Consider the following 17568-nt stretch of genomic DNA (forward strand, 5'->3'; position numbering starts at 1 on the left):
ACGCTGATGCGCAGCGTGCTGCCGGTGAACACGATGGCCATCGCGATGGGCCTGCACCCGCGCTGCGGCAACGAGGACAACCTGTGGGCCCCGAACGGCGAGGTCAAGATCACCTCCGCCGAGCAGGTCCGCCAGCTGGTGCGCGTCGCCAACGAGCTCGGTCGTGAGGTGGCCACCGCCAAGGAGGCCCGGGACATCTACCGCATCGGCGAGACCTACGCCGACGCCGACGAGACCCTGGCGAAGCTCGGTTACGCACCGAACCGCAAGCCCGGCCAGAAGGGCTTCACCCAGCACTCCTGATCGAGTCATGAGCTGACCGGGACGTCGCCACGCGGCGAGGGGGCATGGACCGACGAGTCCATGCCCCCACCGCCGTATCCCGGCCGGCGGACGAGTCCGTCCCGCGGTTCGCGGCGTTGCGCGCGAGGCCATCTCACCTGATCCACAACCGACAACCGGAGTAGGTAATGAACAACAGCGAATCCCCGACCGTCGTGATCGTCCCCGGTCTGCGTGACCACGTCGCCGATCACTGGCAGACCCTCCTTGCCGAGAAGCTCGACAAGGAGGTCACCGTGCCGCCGCTCGAGCACGACAAGCTCAGCCTGTCGGCCCGGGTGGCCGCGCTGGACCACGTCCTGTCGGAGGTCTCCGGGCCCGTCGTGCTCGTCGCGCACAGCGCCGGCGTCATGATCACCGTGCACTGGGCCGCGCAGCACGACCGCCCCGTCCAGGGCGCGTTGCTGGTCGCTCCGCCGGACTTCGCATCGCCGCTGCCGGCGGGCTACCCGTCGTCCGAGGACCTCGAGAACAACGGATGGAACCCCACCCCGCTGCAGCCGTTGCCGTTCCCCAGCACCGTCGTCGCGAGCACCAACGACCCGTTGGCGGGCTACGACCGGGTCGTCGGGTTCGCCGAGGCATGGGGCAGCAAGCGTGTCGACGCCGGCAACGTCGGCCACCTGAACCCGGCATCCGGCTTCGGGTACTGGCCGCAGGCCGAGGAACTGGTCCAGGACCTGATCCGGGAGACGGCGGTCCTCGGGTGACGAACAAGGTGGTCGCGTCCACGGCCGATGCCGTGGTCGACGTCGAGTCGGGGTCGTCCCTCGCGGTCGGCGGATTCGGGTTGTGCGGGATTCCGGACCGGCTGATCGCCGCGATCGCGTCCGGCGGTGCGGAGAACCTCGAGGTCTTCTCCAACAACTGCGGAACCGACGGACACGGTCTGGGAATCCTGCTGGAAGGCAAGCGGATCCGCCGGGTCACCGCCTCGTACGTGGGGGAGAACCGCGAGTTCGCCCGCCAGTACCTGACCGGTGAACTCGAGGTGGAGCTGACCCCGCAGGGCACGCTCGCCGAGAAGTTGCGTGCCGGCGGCGCCGGTATCCCGGCGTTCTTCACCCCGGCGGGCGTCGGCACCCCGATCGCCCTGGGCGGGCTGCCGTGGCGTTACCACGCCGACGGGTCCGTCGCGCTCGCGTCGCCGCCGAAGGAGGTCCGCGAGTTCCGCGGCAGGCGCTACGTGCTCGAGGAGTCGATCACCGCCGACTTCGCACTGGTGCATGCGCTGATCGGGGACACCGAGGGCAACCTGGTGTTCGACAAGGCGGCGATGAACTTCAACCCGCTCGCGGCGATGGCCGGTCGGGTCTGCATCGCGCAGGTCGAGCGGCTCGTCGAGCCGGGCGAGATCGACCCCGCGCAGGTGCACCTGCCGGGCATCTTCGTCGACCGGGTCGTGCACACCGGACCGCAGGACAAGAAGATCGAGAAGCGAACGGTCTCTGCCGCGGCCGGGACGGGGAACTGAGATGACGACCATGATTGAGACCGTCGGCTGGACCCGCGAGCAGATGGCGGGCCGGGCCGCGCAGGAGCTGTCCGACGGCGAGTACGTGAACCTGGGCATCGGGTTGCCGACGATGATCCCGAACCATCTGCCCGCGGGCGTGACGGTCACCCTGCACAGCGAGAACGGGATCCTCGGGACCGGGCCCTACCCGACCGAGGACGCCGTCGACGCCGACCTGATCAACGCGGGCAAGGAGACGGTGACGGTCAACCCGGGCGCCTCGTTCTTCGACTCGGCGACCAGCTTCGGGATGATCCGCGGCGGCCACATCGGCACCGCAGTCCTCGGCGGCATGCAGGTTTCGGCGACCGGCGACCTGGCGAACTGGATGGTGCCCGGCAAGATGGTCAAGGGCATGGGCGGCGCGATGGACCTCGTCCACGGCGCCGGCCGGGTGATCGTGCTGATGGAGCACACCGACAAGTCCGGTGCCTCCAAGATCGTGCAGGAATGCACGCTGCCGCTCACGGGTGAGGGCGTGGTGCAGCGGATCGTCACCAATCTCGCGGTCATCGACGTCACCGACACCGGGCTGGTGCTGCGCGAATGCGCACCCGGCGTCACCGAGCAACAGGTCCGGGACGCCACCGACGCGCCTCTGGCGTAGCGGCCGGGTCCGTGCACGCGGCACGGACGGATCGCAGGGGCGCCGCCGCGTAACGCCTGTCGTACGAGGAGCTGAACAACCGCGCCAACCAGGTGGCGAACCTGCTCGTCTCCCGTGGCATCGAGCCGGGCGACAAGGTCGCGCTCTCCTGCCCGAACCTGCCGCACTTCTCGATCGTCTACTACGGGATCCTCAAGGCGGGTGCCGTGGTCGTTCCTCTCAACGTGCTGTTGAAGGGACGCGAGATCGCTTACCACCTCACCGATTCCGATGCCAAGGCCTACTTCTGCTTCGAGGGTTCGGCCGACCTTCCGATCGGGGAGTACGGACACGCCGGCTTCGCCCAGGCCCCCGAGTGCCGCGAGATGTTCGTGCTCACCGCGGACCCGGCCGCGCCCTCGGCGATCGAGGGGGTCGAGAGCGCCGGTCAGGTTCTCGCGGACCAGCCCGTCCAGTTCGAGACCGCGGTGCGTGAACCCGCCGACACGGCGGTGATTCTGTACACCAGCGGCACCACCGGAAAGCCGAAGGGCGCCGAGCTCACCCACTCCAACATGGTGCTCAACGCCATGGCGGCGAACCGGTTGTTCGACAGTTCGCCGATGCGGCACGACACCAGCCTGCTCACGCTGCCGCTGTTCCACTCCTTCGGTCAGACGGTGAGCATGAACGCCGGCCTCGCGGTCGGCTCGACGCTGGTGATGCTGCCGCGGTTCGAGCCCGCCGCGGCGCTCGAGCTGATGGAGCGGGAGTCGATCACGATCTTCGCCGGCGTCCCGACCATGTACTGGAGCCTGCTCGGCGCCCTCGAGGAGGGGGTCGACGTCGAGCGGATCGCGCGGAACATGCGACGCGCCATCTCCGGTGGCGCCGCGCTGCCGGTGGAGATCCTCACGCGGTTCAAGGAGCGCTTCGGCGTGCAGATCCTGGAGGGCTACGGCCTGTCGGAGACCTCGCCGCTGGCACTGTTCAGCGACCCGGAGCGCGACCCGCGGCCGGGATCGATCGGCGTCCCGGTCTGGGGCATCGAGGCCCGCCTCGTGGACCGGGACTGGAACACCGTCACCGGCACCGACGAGGTCGGCGAGCTGGCCCTGCGCGGGCACAACGTCATGAAGGGGTACTACAACCGCCCCGAGGCCACCAGCGAGGTGACGGACAACGGCTGGTTCCGCACCGGCGACCTGGCCAAGGTGGACGAGGACGGCTTCTACTACATCGTCGACCGGGCCAAGGACATGATCGTGCGGGGCGGGTTCAACGTGTACCCCCGCGAGATCGAGGAGGTCCTGATGGCCCACGAGGCGGTCTCCCTGGCCGCCGTCGTCGGGGTTCCCGACGAACGGCACGGCGAGGAGATCAAGGCGTTCGTGATCCTCGAGCCGGGTTCGCAGACCGCCGAGGCCGAGCTGATCGAGTGGACCAAGGAGCAGATGGCGGCGTACAAGTACCCGCGCCTCGTCGAGTTCGTCACGGTCCTGCCGATGACCGCCACCGGCAAGATCCTCAAGCGTGAGCTCGGTCAGGTCGCCTCGAGCTTGTGATCGCGTCGCCCTTGTGAGCACGGGGCCGCGATGACCGACGACGGGGGGGGGGGGGGCGCCTCGTCGGTGCCCTCCATGCCGCCCTGCGTCATCATGTCGACGTAGCCGGACCAGTCCGTCCAGGCGCCGGTGGAGGCGGCGGAGGGCTGGAGCTGGGCGAAGGCGTCGCAGTAGGTGTGGCCGGTGGCCGCGATCGCGGCGCGCTGGGACCGCGGGCTCGAGACGGCCTTGCCGTCGGCGTCGACCACGTCGTCCCAACGGGACTGCGAGCACACCGCTTTCACGAACTCGGCGTCGCCGCCGGCGGGCACGGCGCGGAAGACCTCGCTCGCCTCCAGGCGGGCGATCTGGTCCGCCCGGCCCTCTTCGAACTGCGCCAGCAGGCTCCGGTACTCGTCGTCGGCGTCCTCGACCTGCACCGGTCGCAGCACGTCGACGAGATCCGCCGCGGTCGCGTTGGCGGCGGTCGCGTCCGCGCACGTCGTGGTGCCGCCGGTAGAGGCGTTGGCGGCCGGCTCGGAGTCCGAAGAGCATCCGACGATCGCGACACCGACCACCGCTACGGTTGCGGCGAACGTGCAGGCACGACGAGCGATTTTCATGATCCTCCGAATGGTGTGAACGGGATTGGGCGACGGGCGCAGCGTTCCGCTCCGTCGGCACGGCGGTGTGCAGTATTGCAGCCGCGCGCGGATTCCGCGTCGGATATCCCACCTCCGCTATAGTTAGGTAGCCCTAACCGTTGGAGGTATCGGCATGACCCGACCGCTCGTCACCCTCACCGTACTGCGCACCGAACGGCTCACCTCGCACCTGGTGCGGGTGTACCTCGGCGACCCCGGCTTCGACGACTTCGTGGCGAACGGCTACACCGACGCCTACGTGAAGCTGGTCTTCGGCACCGACACAGAGCCCGTGCTGCGTACCTACACCGTCCGCCGTGTGGACGACGAGAAGCGGGAGATCGCAATCGATTTCGTCGTCCACGGCGACGAGGGGGTGGCCGGGCCGTGGGCGCGGGCGGCGCAGCCGGGTCAGAGCCTGCGGCTGCGCGGTCCGGGCGGTGCGTACGCCCCGCGGGCGGACGCGGACTGGCACCTGATGGCCGGCGACGAGTCCGCGATACCCGCGATCGGCGCGGCGCTCGAGGCGCTGCCCGCATCGGCGGTCGCCAAGGTGTTCGTCGAGGTGGACGGTCCCGACGGCGAACTCGACCTGCCCTCCGTCGCGGATGTCGAGGTCACCTGGGTGCACCGCGGCGCGGCCGCCGACGAGGTGGGCGACGACCGCGCCGGGGACAACGCGCCGCTGGTCGCCGCCGTCCGGCAGGCGCCGTGGCTGCCCGGCCAGCCCCACGTGTTCGTGCACGGCGAGGCGAACGCCGTCATGCACGGCCTGCGTGGCTACATCCGCAAGGAGCGCGGGGTGAGCGCGGAGTGGGCGTCGATCTCGGGATACTGGCGGCGCGGCCGCACCGAGGAGGGCTTCCGGGTCTGGAAGTCCGACCTCGCGAAGACCGAGGGCTAGGAACTTCCCGGGGCAGGGAGTCTCAGGCGAGCGCGGACGCCGCCTCGGAGGCCGACGGCTCGGGTCGGGGCTCGGGTCGGCCGAGGGTCAGCAGCGCCGTCGTCGCGACCGCGCCGCAGACGACGATGCTGCTCGCCATCTGCACGGCCGAGCCGCCGACCAGCGGTGAGATCAGCGCGGCCAGGCCGAACTGGCCGGCGCCCATCACGGCCGATCCGGTGCCCGCGGCCTTGGTGACCTGGGCCTGGCTCAGTGCGGTGGCGTTGCCCATGATGAACCCGATGCTGGTGGTGACCAGGAACAGCAGCGGCAGCACCACCGCGGTGTGGGTGCCGCCGAGCGTGACCTCGAGCAGCAGCGCGACGCCGGCGGTGAGCAGCAGCGTGACGCCGAAGGCCAGCAGCTGCCGGGCGTGGAAGCGCCCGATGAGCCGGGTGTTGACGATGCTGCCGCCGACGATGCCGACCGAGTTCACGCCGAAGATCACGGAGAACTGGCCCGGAGACATGCCGAGCACGTCCTGGACCACGAACGGCGACGCCGAGATGTACGAGAACAGGGCGCCGAACCCGAACACGAAGGTGAGCGCGTAGCCGAGGTAGCGCCGGTTGCCGACCACGTACCGCATGTTGTGCGCGTGCGCGGCCAGCCCGCCGCCGTGCCGTTTCTCCGCCGGGAGCGTCTCGGGAATCAGGGTCAGTACGCCGACCACCATCGCCACGCCGGCGCCGGTCAGCACCCAGAAGATGCCGCGCCAGCCGATCGGGCCGAGCAACGCGCCGCCGAGCAGCGGCGCCACCACCGGCGCGACGCCGCCGATGATCATCATGACGCTGAAGAGCTTCGCGGCCGCGTCGCCCTTGGCGCGATCGGCAATCACCGCGCGCGCCAACACGATTGCCGCGCCGCCGCTCAGGCCCTGCAACAGTCGGGCCCCGATCAGCACCTCCGCGGTGGGGGCCAGTGCGCACAGGACGCCGCTGATCGCGAACGCCACGGTGCCGCCGAGGAGCAGCCGGCGTCGGCCCCAGCCGTCCGAGAGCGGCCCGACGACCAGCTGTCCGATGCCGAGACCCGCCATGAACGTCGCGAGGGTGAGCTGGACCGTCTCCGTCGGTGCCCCGAGGTCCTCGCCGAGCGCGGGCAGGCCGGGCAGGTACATGTCGGTGGCGAGGGGTGCGATCGCGGAGAGCAGGGCGAGGGCCAGCAGCATGGGTATCGAAATGGCTCGGGTCACATGAATGAGCCAGCGGCGCGGACGCTTGATTTATTCCCGTGCGGGAGAGAATCTTCGGGCATGGCTTCCGAGGCACGCGACCACCCCGCAGAGCAGCTGCCGCCCCGGCTGGCGGCACACCTCGACGCCTACTCCGAGCATCTGCGGCTCGAGCGGGACCGCTCCGAGCACACCGTGCGCGCCTACCTGTCCGACGCCCGTTCGCTGCTCGCGCACTTCGTCGCGACCGCGCCGGAGGACGGGATCGAGGACCTGGACCTGCGTGTGCTGCGGTCCTGGCTGTCCGCCCAGGCGGCCGCCGGCGTCGCCCGCAGCACCCTGGCCCGGCGCACCGCCGCCGCGCGCACCTTCACCGCATGGCTGGCCCGCACCCGACGCATCACCCGTGACCCCGGTACCCGGCTGGCCTCACCCAAGTCGCACCGGACGTTGCCCGCGGTGCTGCGGCAGGAGCAGGCCGAGGATGCGATGCGGGCAGCGGAATCCGGTGCGGCGCAGATGGATCCCGTCGCGGTGCGCGACCGGCTGGTGGTGGAGATGCTGTACGCCACCGGAATCCGGGTGGGGGAGCTGTGCGGCCTGGACCTCGACGACGTCGACCGGGACCGCCGGGTGCTGCGGGTGCTGGGCAAGGGCAACAAGGAACGGTCGGTGCCCTTCGGCGGGCCGGCCGCCGACGCACTCGACGCCTGGCTGCGGGCCGGCCGGCCGCACCTGGTGCGGGCCGAGTCGGGCCCGGCGCTACTGCTCGGCAAACGAGGTCGACGGCTCGACCAGCGCCAGGCCCGGTCGGTGGTGCACGAGGTGCTCGAGGCCGTTCCCGGGGCGCCGAGCCTCGCCCCCCACGGGCTGCGGCACTCGGCCGCCACGCACCTGCTCGAGGGCGGCGCCGACCTGAGGGTGGTGCAGGAGCTGCTCGGGCACACCAGCCTGGCCACCACCCAGCTGTACACGCACGTCTCGGTGGCGCGCCTGCGGGCCGTGCACGACCAGGCCCACCCCCGCGCCTGACCGGCGGAGCCGCTACCGCAGCGGCTTGAGGCGCACCGGCGTCGCGCGGAGCAGTCCGAGCGGGTCGAGGTAGGTCCGGTCCCGGCGCAGCCCCCAGTGCAGGCAGCCGTCGCACCCGGGGTGGCCGGCCACGAGGGTGCCCAGCACGGTGCCGCGGGTGACCCGTCGGCCCACGGCGACCGCGGCCCGCACCGGCTCGTACGTGGTGCGCAGGCCGCCGGCGTGGTCCACCGACACCACCGGCTTGCCCGCGACCGTCCCGGCGAAGACCACCGTCCCGTCGCCCGCGGCGAGCACCGGCCGGCCCGGTTCGCCGACCAGGTCGACGCCCCGGTGCCCGGGCAGCCAGTCGTGCGCGGGCGGGTCGAAACCCCGGCCGAGCGGCGGTCGGGGGTCCAGCGGCCAGCCGAACGCCGCGGCCGCGGGAGCCGGGGGAGGCGCGGCGAGCAGGAGCAGGGCGGCGAGTCCGACGACGGGGAGCAGGCGCATCCCTCCACGCTCGGCCCTCGCGCCCTCCCGCGGAAGCCCGTTCCCGCCTCCTGTGGACCGGCGGAGGTTCCTCCACAGGCCCGCGACCGCCTGGTTATGACCTGCGCGACCCAAGCCGTACACTTGCCACGCGGTCTGTGTTCGCGCAGTCCGACTTCGCGCGTCCGCGCAAGAACATCGGCCCTCGGCTGGTCCTGCACCCGTGCAGGTCCGAGGGTTCTACGGGCGCCAGGGCAGGGGTCACCCGACCGCCTGCGTCAACCGAATGAAAGAGGTACACAGCCATGGCTGTCGTAACCATGAAGCAGATGCTCGACAGTGGTACCCACTTCGGGCACCAGACCCGTCGCTGGAACCCGAAGATGAAGCGTTTCATCTTGACGGACCGCAACGGCATCTACATCATCGACCTGCAGCAGACCCTCACGTACATCGACAAGGCGTACGAGTTCGTCAAGGAGACCGTTGCCCACGGCGGCACCGTCCTCTTCGTCGGCACCAAGAAGCAGGCGCAGGAGTCCATCGCCGCAGAGGCGACCCGCGTCGGCATGCCGTACGTGAACCAGCGCTGGCTCGGTGGCATGCTCACCAACTTCACCACCGTCCACAAGCGTCTGCTGCGCCTCAAGGATCTCGAGGCCATGGAGCAGAGCGGTGGCTTCGAGGGTCGCACCAAGAAGGAAATCCTCATGCTCACGCGTGAGATGACCAAGCTTGACCGCACCCTCGGCGGCATCCGGGACATGGCCAAGGTTCCGTCGGCCATCTGGGTCGTCGACACCAACAAGGAGCACCTCGCGGTCTCCGAGGCTCGCAAGCTGAACATCCCGGTCATCGCGATCCTGGACACCAACTGCGATCCCGACCTGGTCGACTACCCGATCCCGGGTAACGACGACGCGATCCGCTCCGCCGCGCTGCTCACCAAGGTTGTCGCTTCCGCGGTGGCCGAGGGTGTCCAGGCGCGCGCCGGACGCAACGCGGGCGACGACGCCAAGCCCGAGGCCGGCGCAGGCGAGCCGCTCGCCGAGTGGGAGCAGGAACTGCTCTCCTCCGCGGCTCCCGCCGCCGATGTCATCACCGAGGGTGGCCCCGAGTCCCCGCGTGAGGCTGTCGCCGAGGCCGAGGAGAAGCTCGCCGAGGCCCCCGCGGAGATCGCGGACGCCGAAAAGCAGGCCTAGTTGATCCGGCCCTGACCCGTCATCTCGAAAAGACTGGGTCAGGGCCGTTTCGCCCTCTGCACCACCCCAGGCATCGAAACTCACTCAAGGAGGCTCGCCCCGATGGCGAACTACACCGCCGCTGACGTGAAGCGGCTCCGCGAGCTCACCGGCTCCGGAATGATGGACTGCAAGAACGCGCTCGCCGAGACCGACGGCGACTTCGACAAGGCCGTCGAGCTGCTCCGTATCAAGGGCGCCAAGGACGTGGGCAAGCGCGCCGAGCGCACCACCGCCGAGGGCCTCGTCGTCGCCAAGGACGGCGTGATGCTCGAGCTCAACTGCGAGACCGACTTCGTCGCCAAGAACGCCGAGTACCAGGAGCTGGCGGAGAAGGTCGTCACCGCGGCCGCCGCCGCCAAGCCGGCCGACCTCGACGCCCTCAAGGCCGTCGCTGTCGACGGTGGCACCGTGGACGAGGCCGTCGCGGCCCTGTCCGCCAAGATCGGCGAGAAGCTCGAGCTGCGTCGTGTCGTCTCCTTCGACGGCCCGGTCGCGATCTACCTGCACAAGCGCAGCTCCGACCTGCCCCCCGCCGTGGGCGTGCTGGTCGAGTACACCGGTGAGGGCGAGGCCGCCGAGGCCGCCGCTCGCGCCGCCGCGATGCAGGTTGCCGCGCTCAAGGCCAAGTACGTCACCCGCGACGAGGTCCCCGCGGACGTCGTCGAGGCCGAGCGTCGCATCGCCGAGCAGACGGCCAAGGAGGAGGGCAAGCCCGAGGCTGCACTCCCCAAGATCGTCGAGGGTCGCGTCAACGGCTACTACAAGGACGTCGTCCTGACCGAGCAGTCCTCGGTCACCGACTCGAAGAAGACCGTCAAGGCGCTTCTCGACGAGGCCGGCGTGACCATCACCCGCTTCGCGCGGTTCGAGGTCGGCGCCAGCTAGTTCGGCGCAACAGACGAACGACAGGGCCCCGTCTCCGATTTCGGAGACGGGGCCCTGTCGCGTACGCCACGCCGACCCGACCCGGCAGTGCTGGTCGGGAGCCGATGAGGCAGGATGGACAGGCAATCCGCGACCGATTCGGTGGCGGGTGGCCGATTCATGCTGGCCGCACCATCCACGCGGCACAGAGACCGAGGAGAGCCATGACCGAACCCGCACCAACCGAATCCGCGACCGGACGCGAGGGCTTCTCGCGCGTCCTGCTCAAGCTCGGCGGCGAGATGTTCGGTGGTGGTGGGGTGGGTCTGGACCCGGACGTCGTGCAGACGATCGCCAAGCAGATCGCCGAGGTCGTCGCGACCGGCGTCCAGGTCGCCGTCGTCATCGGTGGCGGCAACTTCTTCCGCGGCGCGGAACTGCAGCAGCGCGGCATGGACCGGGCCCGCTCCGACTACATGGGCATGCTCGGCACCGTGATGAACTGCCTTGCGCTGCAGGACTTCCTGGAGAAGGCCGGCGTCGACACCCGCGTGCAGACGGCCATCACCATGGGACAGGTCGCGGAGCCGTACCTGCCGTTGCGGGCGCGTCGGCACCTGGAGAAGGGCCGCGTCGTGATCTTCGGCGCCGGCATGGGCATGCCCTACTTCTCCACCGACACCACCGCCGCGCAGCGGGCGCTCGAGATCGGCGCCGAGGTGGTGCTGATGGCGAAGGGTGTCGACGGCGTCTACACCGCGGACCCCCGGGTCGACCCGGCCGCCACCATGTACACCGAGATCAGCCACCGCGAGGTCATCGAGCAGGGCCTCAAGGTCGCGGACGCCACCGCATTCAGCCTGTGCATGGACAACCAGATGCCGATCATGGTCTTCAACCTGCTGACCGAGGGCAACATCGCCCGCGCGGTCGCCGGTGAGAAGATCGGAACACTGGTCAAATCGTGAATTTCGGTGACATCGTGAATGCCACCGCCGTACCCGCCGAGCCTGGAGGAACACCGTGATTGATGAAGCGCTCTTCGATGCCGAGGAGAAGATGGACAAGGCCGTCGCGGTGGCCAAGGACGACCTCGGTGGCATCCGCACCGGCCGCGCCAACCCCGGCATGTTCAACCGCATCGTGATCGACTACTACGGCTCGATCACCCCGATCACCCAGCTCGCGAGCATCAACGTGCCCGAGGCCCGGATGGTCATCATCAAGCCGTACGAGGCCTCGCAGCTGAACGCGATCGAGAACGCGATCCGCAACTCGGACCTCGGGGTGAACCCGTCCAACGACGGCAGCATCATCCGCATCTCGGTCCCGCAGCTCACCGAGGAGCGGCGCCGCGAGCTGGTCAAGCAGTCCAAGGGCAAGGGCGAGGACTCGAAGGTTGCCATCCGCAACATCCGCCGCAAGGCGATGGAGGAGCTGGGTCGCATCCAGAAGGACGGCGAGGCCGGCGAGGACGAGGTCGCCCGCGCCGAGAAGGAGCTCGACAAGACGACCGCCAAGTACGTGGCGAGCATCGACGAGCTGGTCAAGCACAAGGAAGCCGAATTGATGGAGGTCTAGGCACATTGTCCACCGAAGGCTCAGCGCCCGGCGGCTCGGCGGGCGCGGCCACCGCCCCGCCCTCGAAGGCCGGCCGGAACCTGCCGGCCGCCATCGGGGTCGGGGTGGGGCTCGGTGCCCTGCTGATCGCCACCCTGCTCTTCGTTCCCCGGGCCTGGTTCGTCATCGTGGGCGCCGCGATGGCCGTCGCGACCTGGGAGGTCGCCAAGCGGCTGCGTGAGGGCGGCATCCTGGTGCCGCGGATCCCGCTGATCCTCGGTGGGCAGGCCATCATCTGGCTCGGCTGGCCCTACGGCGCCGCCGGCGTGCTCGCGGGATTCGCGGGCACCGTGCTGGTGTGCATGGTGTGGCGGCTGTTCGACCAGGGTCTCAAGGCCGCCCCGCAGAACTTCCTGCGGGACGTGTCGATCACCGTGTTCGTCGCGGCCTGGATCCCGCTGCTGGCGTCGTTCGCGACGCTGATGGTGCTGCAGGACGACGGACCCGGCCGCATCTTCGTGCTGATGATCGGGGTGGTGTGCTCCGACGTCGGCGGCTACGCGGCCGGCGTGCTGTTCGGCAGGCACCCGATGGTCCCCGCGATCAGCCCCAAGAAGTCCTGGGAGGGCTTCGCCGGCTCGCTGGTGTTCGCCGTGGTCGGCTCGATCCTCACCGTCACCCTCATCCTGGACGCCAGCCCGTTGACCGGCGCCCTGCTGGGCGCGCTCCTGGTGGTGGTCGCGACGCTCGGCGACCTGATCGAGTCGCAGGTCAAGCGAGAGCTCGGGATCAAGGACATGGGCACGCTGCTGCCCGGGCACGGCGGCATCATGGACCGGCTGGACTCGCTGCTGCCGTCCGCGTTCGTGACGTGGCTGGTGCTCACCGCCCTGCTCTGACGCCATGAGACCCGCGCGCGCCGGCTCCGGCCCGATCCCCAGCCCCAACATCTGGCACTGGCCGGAGATCTACGAGGTGGAGAACCGGGCACAGGACGCGGACGGCGCGATCTTCGCGGCGCTGCGGGACGTCGCGGACTGGTCCGGACGCGACGTCCTGGACCTCGGCTGCGGCGCCGGTTTCCACCTGCCGCAGTTCGCGCGCGACGCCCGGTCGGTGACCGGGGTCGAGCCGCACCGCCCGCTGGTGGACCTGGCACTGCGCCGGGTCCGCGCCGCCGAGCCGCCCGTCACGGTGCTCGCCGGGTCCGCCGAACGCATCCCGTTGCCCGACGACAGCGTCGACGTGGTGCACGCGCGAACCGCGTACTTCTTCGGCCCCGGCTGCGGCGCCGGGATCGTCGAGTCGATGCGGGTGCTGCGGCCCGGCGGCGTCCTCGCCGTGGTGGACCTCGACGCCACGGTCGGCGGTTACGGCGAGTGGATGCGCGCGGACCTGCCGCACTACGACCCGGCGAAGGTGGAGGCGTTCTTCGCCGCGCAGGGCTTCGGGCTGGTGCGGGTGCGGACCCGCTGGGAGTTCGACAGCCGGGAGGCGATGCGGTCGGTGCTGGGCATCGAGTTCACCGAACGCACCGCGGAGCGGGCCTTCGCGCAGACGCCCGGGCTGGCGCTCGAGGTCGGCTACCGGATCCACACCCGGCGCGCGGCGGCCGGCCTTGTGCTCTGAGCGTCGAAGTCCCGAAACCGAATTGCCCGTTGGCAATCTGAGTCCATTGGCTGCGGAGGCCTTTCCTCGTCGTTACTGTTCGCCCTGAACTCTGACGGGTCCGTCGAAAGTGTCATAGTGCCAAGGGGTCTCGCGTGAGTGCAGGCAACACCGCAGGGCGGACGGCGCCGGGCAAGGACCCGGCCCTCGCGCCCACCCCGCCGATGGGCTGGAACAGCTGGAACCGTTTCCGTTGCTACGACCTGACCGAGGAGGTCGTCCTGGCGACCGCGGACGCCATGGTCGAGAGCGGGATGCGCGACGCCGGGTACCGGTACCTGGTGGTCGACGACTGCTGGCAGGCCTTCGCCCGCGGCGACGACGGCCGGCTGCGCTCGCACCCCCGACGGTTCCCGAGCGGGATGGCCGCCCTCGGCGAGCAGATCCACGCCCGCGGACTGAGGTTCGGCCTCTACCTGGCGCCCGGGCGCAAGACGTGCGCGATGATCTACGACCGCTACCCGGCGCGCGACATCGGATCCTTCGGGTACGAGCAGCTGGACGCGGACACCCTCGCGGGATGGGGCGTCGACTACCTCAAGTACGACTGGTGCCGGGCCGGTCGGGGCGGCACCGGACTCGACCACCGGGGGGCCTTCGAGCGGATGGCCGCGGCCCTCGCGGACACCGGCAGGCCGATCGTCTACAGCATCTCCGAGTACGGCCAGACCCGGCCGTGGGAGTGGGCGGGAGAGTACGGGCACCTGTGGCGCACCACCGGGGACATCGGTCCGAGCTGGCGCTCGGTGCTCCGGCTCGTCGACCGTCAGCACGGCCTGGCCCGGCACGCGGGCCCCGGCGGCTGGAACGACCCCGACATGCTCGAGGTGGGCAACCCCGAGCTCGGTGAGGTGGAGTCCCGCAGCCACCTCATGCTGTGGGCGCTGTTGGCGGCGCCGCTGTTCGCGGGAAACGACCTGCGCACCATGACGGAGCAGACGCGCCGGCTGCTCACCCATGCCGGGGTGCTGGCGATCTCCCAGGACGCGCTCGGCAGGCAGGGGGAGCGGGTCGCACGGTTCGGGCGCGTCGAGGTGTGGCGCCGCGAGCTGAGCGGCGGCGTGGCGTACGGGGTGCTCAACCGGGGCCGACGCGAGGTCTCGCTCCAGGTCCGCGACGACGCGCTGGTGCTGCCCGAGGGCAAGGTGTTGTGCCCGCTCGCCGCCGACAGCGTCGACGTCTGGACCGGGCACCCGGTCCGCGACCGGAAAGGCATGTGGCCGCTGCAGTCTCGTGAGATGGTGCTGGTTCGTTCCCCGTCCGGATGACGCGGGCACACCGTCGCCCGAAGGGATCCCGATGCCCGTTTCGCCGCCCGAGTCCGTCGCGCCCACCGCGCCGCAGCGCGTCGCGGCACCGACCACGCGGGCGTCACGCGGGTGGATCACGATGTTCACCCTCGCGTACGTGGGCATCAACATCGCGTGGTCGGGTCCGACGCAGGTGCTGATGTCGCCGCAGGTGGAGCGGCTGACAGACGGTGCGCCGTGGTTCTTCTCGGCCACCAGCAAGGAGACCAACCTCGCCGTCATCGGCTTCGTCGCGGGCATCTTCGCGCTGCTGTCGACGCCGCTGTGGGGCGCGCTGTCCGATCGCACGGCCTCCCGCTGGGGTCGGCGCACCCCGTGGATGGCCGGGGGCATGGTGGTGGTGGCGGCCGGGCTGGTGGCCACCGGGTTCGCGCAGTCGCTGCCGGCGGTGCTGCTCAGCTGGGTGGCGATGCAGACCGCGATCAACGCGGTCATCTCGCCGCTGTCGGCCTCGGTGCCGGACCACGTGCCGGTCGCCCAGCGCGGCGTGGTCTCCGGCTGGTACGGATTCGCCTACACCCTCGCCGTCGTCGCCGGCACCGCTCTCGGCACCGTCGCGACCGCGGTGTGGGCGGGTCCGCTGGGGATCACGGTGGGGTACCTGCTGTGCGCGGCCGCCTGTGTCCTGGCGATGCTGCCGTTCGTCTTCTCGCGCTGGGAGACCCCGCTCGCCCCGGTCGACCGGCCGCCGTTCCGGTTCGCCGAGTTGCTCGCCTGCTACTGGGTGGACGTGCGCCGGTACCCGGACTTCGGCTGGGCCTGGCTGACCCGGTTCCTCGCCACCCTGAGCACCGCGACGGCGCTGTTCTACCTCTTCTACTACCTGCAGGACGAGGTGGGCCTGACCCGCGACGACGCGGCGACCGGTGGCGGGCTCCGGGTCAGCGACGGGGTGCTGGTCCTCACCGTCGTCTACGCGCTGTCGGTCTTCGTCACGGTGGTGCTGGCCGGTGTCATCTCCGACCGCGTCGGGCGGCGCCGGGTCTTCGTGTCGGCGTCGGCCCTCTTCATCTCGGTCGCGACGCTGCTGATGGCCTTCGTCCCGAGCTTCCCGGTGACGGTGCTGGCGGCGGTGATCCTCGGGCTCGGCACCGGGGTGTTCACCTCGGTCGACTTCGCCCTGGTGACGGAGGTGCTGCCGGCGGCCGAGAGCAACGGCAAGGACATCGGCATCATCAACCTGGCGATCGCGCTGCCGAACGTGCTCTCGCCGGTGGTCGCGGCGGTCATGGTGAACTCCCTCGGCGGCTACACCGGCCTGTACCTGCTCTCCGGGGCGCTGTCGGTGCTCGCCGGGGTGCTCGTCTACCGGATCAAGGGCGTCGCCTGAGCCCGGTCACACCAGTTCGGGGTCGGTGGTCAGCTCCACGTTCACCCACAGCTCGTACGGCAGTTCCTTCAGCCGCCCGATCAGGGCGCGGCGGACCGCGTCCTCGTCCGTGATCTCCCACAGGCCGGGCGGGTCGAGGAAGACCACCTCGACGTACATCTTGCGGCCGACCTTGCTGATCGAGGTCTCCGGCTCGGGCAGGTCGAACGTCGCGCGGACCTCGGCGATCGCGCGGTGCACGGGTTCCTGCACGGCGTCCGTCGGTGCGCCCTCGAGGATCTCGACCATCGCCGACCGCAGCATCGTGACCGGCTGGGGCAGCAGCAGCGCGCAGGTGACCAACACCAGCAACGAGTCGACGTAGCGGTCCGCGTCGGACCAGGCCGTGCGCTGCAGGACCATCACCACGACGCCGCCGACGGCGATCACCGCGCTGAACACCGTCCCGGACAGCCAGCCGCGGGCCTCCGCGCCGAGCAGGTCGGACCCGCGGGCCGCGGCGCGGACGTAGAGGTACGCGGTCGCCGACAGCACGGCGGTGACCAGGCCGTAGCCGAGCAGGGAGCCGCCGGCGACCTCGCCGCCGCCGTCGAGGATCACCCGGACCGACTCGGCCGCCGCGTAGGCGAGGGTGCCGAACAGGGCGAGGCACTGGACCACCACGACCACCGGCGTGAGCGACTCCCGGCCGAACGGGTACCGGGCCGTCGGACCCGAGGCCGCCACCCGGGACGTCACCAGCGAGAGCCACGTCAGGCCCATCCCGATCAGGGCGTAGGCGCCGTCGAGGAGGATGACCTGCGAGCCGGAGACCAGCCCCCAGCAGACGGCGAGGGCGGCGAGGCCGGCGGACGCCGCCAGGCAGACCCGCAGGACCGACTGTTCCCGCCTCGCGGCGTCGGAGGTGGATGCCAACGGTCAGCGCGCCGCGGTACGGGACTTCTTGGCGACGCGGCGGATCTGCGCGATGCGCACCCCGCCGGCGAGGGCCATGATCAGCGCGCCCGCGATGGCGGCGAGCAGCAGGCTGACCCCGAGCGGCAGCGAGAACTCCCACACGAACACGTTGAGCGTCACCTGGTCGAGGTTTTGCAGGATGAACACCAGCAGCAGCACCAGCACCAGCGCGCCGATGACCAGGCCGGTCCAGGTCGCGGCGGCCTTGGTGTGTCCCAGGCTGGTGTGTCGGTCGAGTGCGGCCTGTTCGGGCGTCACCGGCGGGGCCGGTTCCGATGCCGGCTCGGGGGCCGGCCCGGGTGTGTCGTCGGTCGGGCCGAGGCGAGGGTCCGGGTCGGGTCCTTCGGTCTGTGCCATGGCCACATCATCACGCACCGGATGTG

Annotated in this window: 19 protein-coding genes and 1 pseudogene; 15 read left to right on the forward strand and 5 right to left on the reverse strand. The window is 70.6% G+C overall.

The features are described from left to right. The 5 genes and pseudogenes from AC1DWC_RS21055 to AC1DWC_RS21075 all read left to right on the forward strand — a co-directional run. On the forward strand, positions 1-303 hold a 303-nt coding region (locus AC1DWC_RS21055), incomplete at its 5' end, for a 3-keto-5-aminohexanoate cleavage protein (protein ID WP_477911184.1). A 167-nt stretch (positions 304-470) separates the two neighbouring features. Further along, complete coding sequence (locus AC1DWC_RS21060) at positions 471-1052, forward strand: RBBP9/YdeN family alpha/beta hydrolase (protein WP_477911186.1); 582 nt, start codon at positions 471-473, stop codon at positions 1050-1052. Next, positions 1049-1816, forward strand: coding sequence for a CoA transferase subunit A (locus AC1DWC_RS21065; RefSeq protein WP_072846313.1), 768 nt, complete (start codon positions 1049-1051; stop codon positions 1814-1816). The genes AC1DWC_RS21060 and AC1DWC_RS21065 overlap by 4 nt, the downstream gene beginning before the upstream one ends. Before the next feature lies 1 nt (position 1817). Further along, a complete protein-coding gene (locus AC1DWC_RS21070; RefSeq protein WP_072846314.1) occupies positions 1818-2465 on the forward strand; it encodes a CoA transferase subunit B in 648 nt (215 codons plus the stop codon). Positions 2466-2518: 53 nt separating this feature from the next. Next, positions 2519-4009: pseudogene (locus AC1DWC_RS21075) on the forward strand (long-chain-fatty-acid--CoA ligase); the annotation flags it as partial. Here the strand turns inward: AC1DWC_RS21075 and AC1DWC_RS21080 are convergent. Next, positions 3988-4611, reverse strand: a complete 624-nt coding sequence (locus tag AC1DWC_RS21080; protein WP_477911189.1) for a hypothetical protein — start codon at positions 4609-4611, stop codon at positions 3988-3990. The pseudogene AC1DWC_RS21075 and the gene AC1DWC_RS21080 overlap by 22 nt on opposite strands. A gap of 154 nt (positions 4612-4765) precedes the next feature. On the opposite strand from AC1DWC_RS21080, the gene AC1DWC_RS21085 reads away from it, so the two are divergent. Beyond that, a complete protein-coding gene (locus AC1DWC_RS21085; protein ID WP_477911191.1) occupies positions 4766-5536 on the forward strand; it encodes a siderophore-interacting protein in 771 nt (256 codons plus the stop codon). 22 nt (positions 5537-5558) lie between these two features. Here the strand turns inward: AC1DWC_RS21085 and AC1DWC_RS21090 are convergent, their stop codons facing one another. Continuing rightward, a complete protein-coding gene (locus AC1DWC_RS21090; protein WP_477911279.1) occupies positions 5559-6749 on the reverse strand; it encodes a multidrug effflux MFS transporter in 1191 nt (396 codons plus the stop codon). Between the two features lie 84 nt (positions 6750-6833). On the opposite strand from AC1DWC_RS21090, the gene AC1DWC_RS21095 reads away from it, so the two are divergent. Then, positions 6834-7784 (forward strand): tyrosine recombinase XerC, encoded by a 951-nt coding sequence (locus AC1DWC_RS21095; protein WP_477843408.1) that lies wholly within the window; start codon positions 6834-6836, stop codon positions 7782-7784. 12 nt (positions 7785-7796) lie between these two features. On the opposite strand, the gene AC1DWC_RS21100 is transcribed toward AC1DWC_RS21095, so the two are convergent. After that, on the reverse strand, positions 7797-8273 hold the full coding sequence (locus tag AC1DWC_RS21100) for a M23 family metallopeptidase (RefSeq protein ID WP_477911193.1): 477 nt from the start codon (positions 8271-8273) through the stop codon (positions 7797-7799). Between the two features lie 284 nt (positions 8274-8557). Here AC1DWC_RS21100 and rpsB point away from each other — a divergent pair, with 284 nt between their 5' ends. The 8 genes from rpsB to AC1DWC_RS21140 all read left to right on the forward strand — a co-directional run bounded on the left by rpsB (position 8558) and on the right by AC1DWC_RS21140 (position 16228). Then, on the forward strand, positions 8558-9454 hold the full coding sequence (rpsB, locus tag AC1DWC_RS21105; protein ID WP_477843405.1) for a 30S ribosomal protein S2: 897 nt from the start codon (positions 8558-8560) through the stop codon (positions 9452-9454). Between the two features lie 102 nt (positions 9455-9556). Further along, on the forward strand, positions 9557-10381 hold the full coding sequence (gene tsf, locus AC1DWC_RS21110; RefSeq protein ID WP_477843403.1) for a translation elongation factor Ts: 825 nt from the start codon (positions 9557-9559) through the stop codon (positions 10379-10381). 203 nt (positions 10382-10584) lie between these two features. After that, positions 10585-11328, forward strand: a complete 744-nt coding sequence (pyrH, locus tag AC1DWC_RS21115; protein ID WP_072846323.1) for a UMP kinase — start codon at positions 10585-10587, stop codon at positions 11326-11328. Positions 11329-11383: 55 nt separating this feature from the next. Then, complete coding sequence (gene frr / locus AC1DWC_RS21120) at positions 11384-11941, forward strand: ribosome recycling factor (RefSeq protein WP_072846324.1); 558 nt, start codon at positions 11384-11386, stop codon at positions 11939-11941. A gap of 5 nt (positions 11942-11946) precedes the next feature. Beyond that, the gene (locus AC1DWC_RS21125) at positions 11947-12819 is read left to right on the forward strand and encodes a phosphatidate cytidylyltransferase (protein WP_477911195.1); all 873 of its coding nucleotides are present in this window, start codon (positions 11947-11949) and stop codon (positions 12817-12819) included. A 4-nt stretch (positions 12820-12823) separates the two neighbouring features. Continuing rightward, a complete protein-coding gene (locus tag AC1DWC_RS21130) occupies positions 12824-13549 on the forward strand; it encodes a class I SAM-dependent methyltransferase (RefSeq protein WP_477911197.1) in 726 nt (241 codons plus the stop codon). 134 nt (positions 13550-13683) lie between these two features. Continuing rightward, positions 13684-14856, forward strand: coding sequence for an alpha-galactosidase (locus tag AC1DWC_RS21135; RefSeq protein WP_477911199.1), 1173 nt, complete (start codon positions 13684-13686; stop codon positions 14854-14856). A 31-nt stretch (positions 14857-14887) separates the two neighbouring features. Further along, positions 14888-16228, forward strand: a complete 1341-nt coding sequence (locus AC1DWC_RS21140; protein ID WP_477911201.1) for an MFS transporter — start codon at positions 14888-14890, stop codon at positions 16226-16228. Between the two features lie 6 nt (positions 16229-16234). Here the strand turns inward: AC1DWC_RS21140 and AC1DWC_RS21145 are convergent, their stop codons facing one another. Next, positions 16235-17143 carry a cation efflux transmembrane domain-containing protein gene (locus tag AC1DWC_RS21145; RefSeq protein WP_477911203.1) on the reverse strand — a complete coding sequence of 303 codons (909 nt, stop codon included), beginning with the start codon at positions 17141-17143 and terminating at the stop codon, positions 16235-16237. A gap of 3 nt (positions 17144-17146) precedes the next feature. Further along, a complete protein-coding gene (locus AC1DWC_RS21150) occupies positions 17147-17542 on the reverse strand; it encodes a lipopolysaccharide assembly protein LapA domain-containing protein (protein ID WP_477911205.1) in 396 nt (131 codons plus the stop codon). Between the last annotated feature and the right edge of the window lie 26 nt (positions 17543-17568).

This window comes from Rhodococcus sp. P4_C10, from assembly GCF_056402135.1.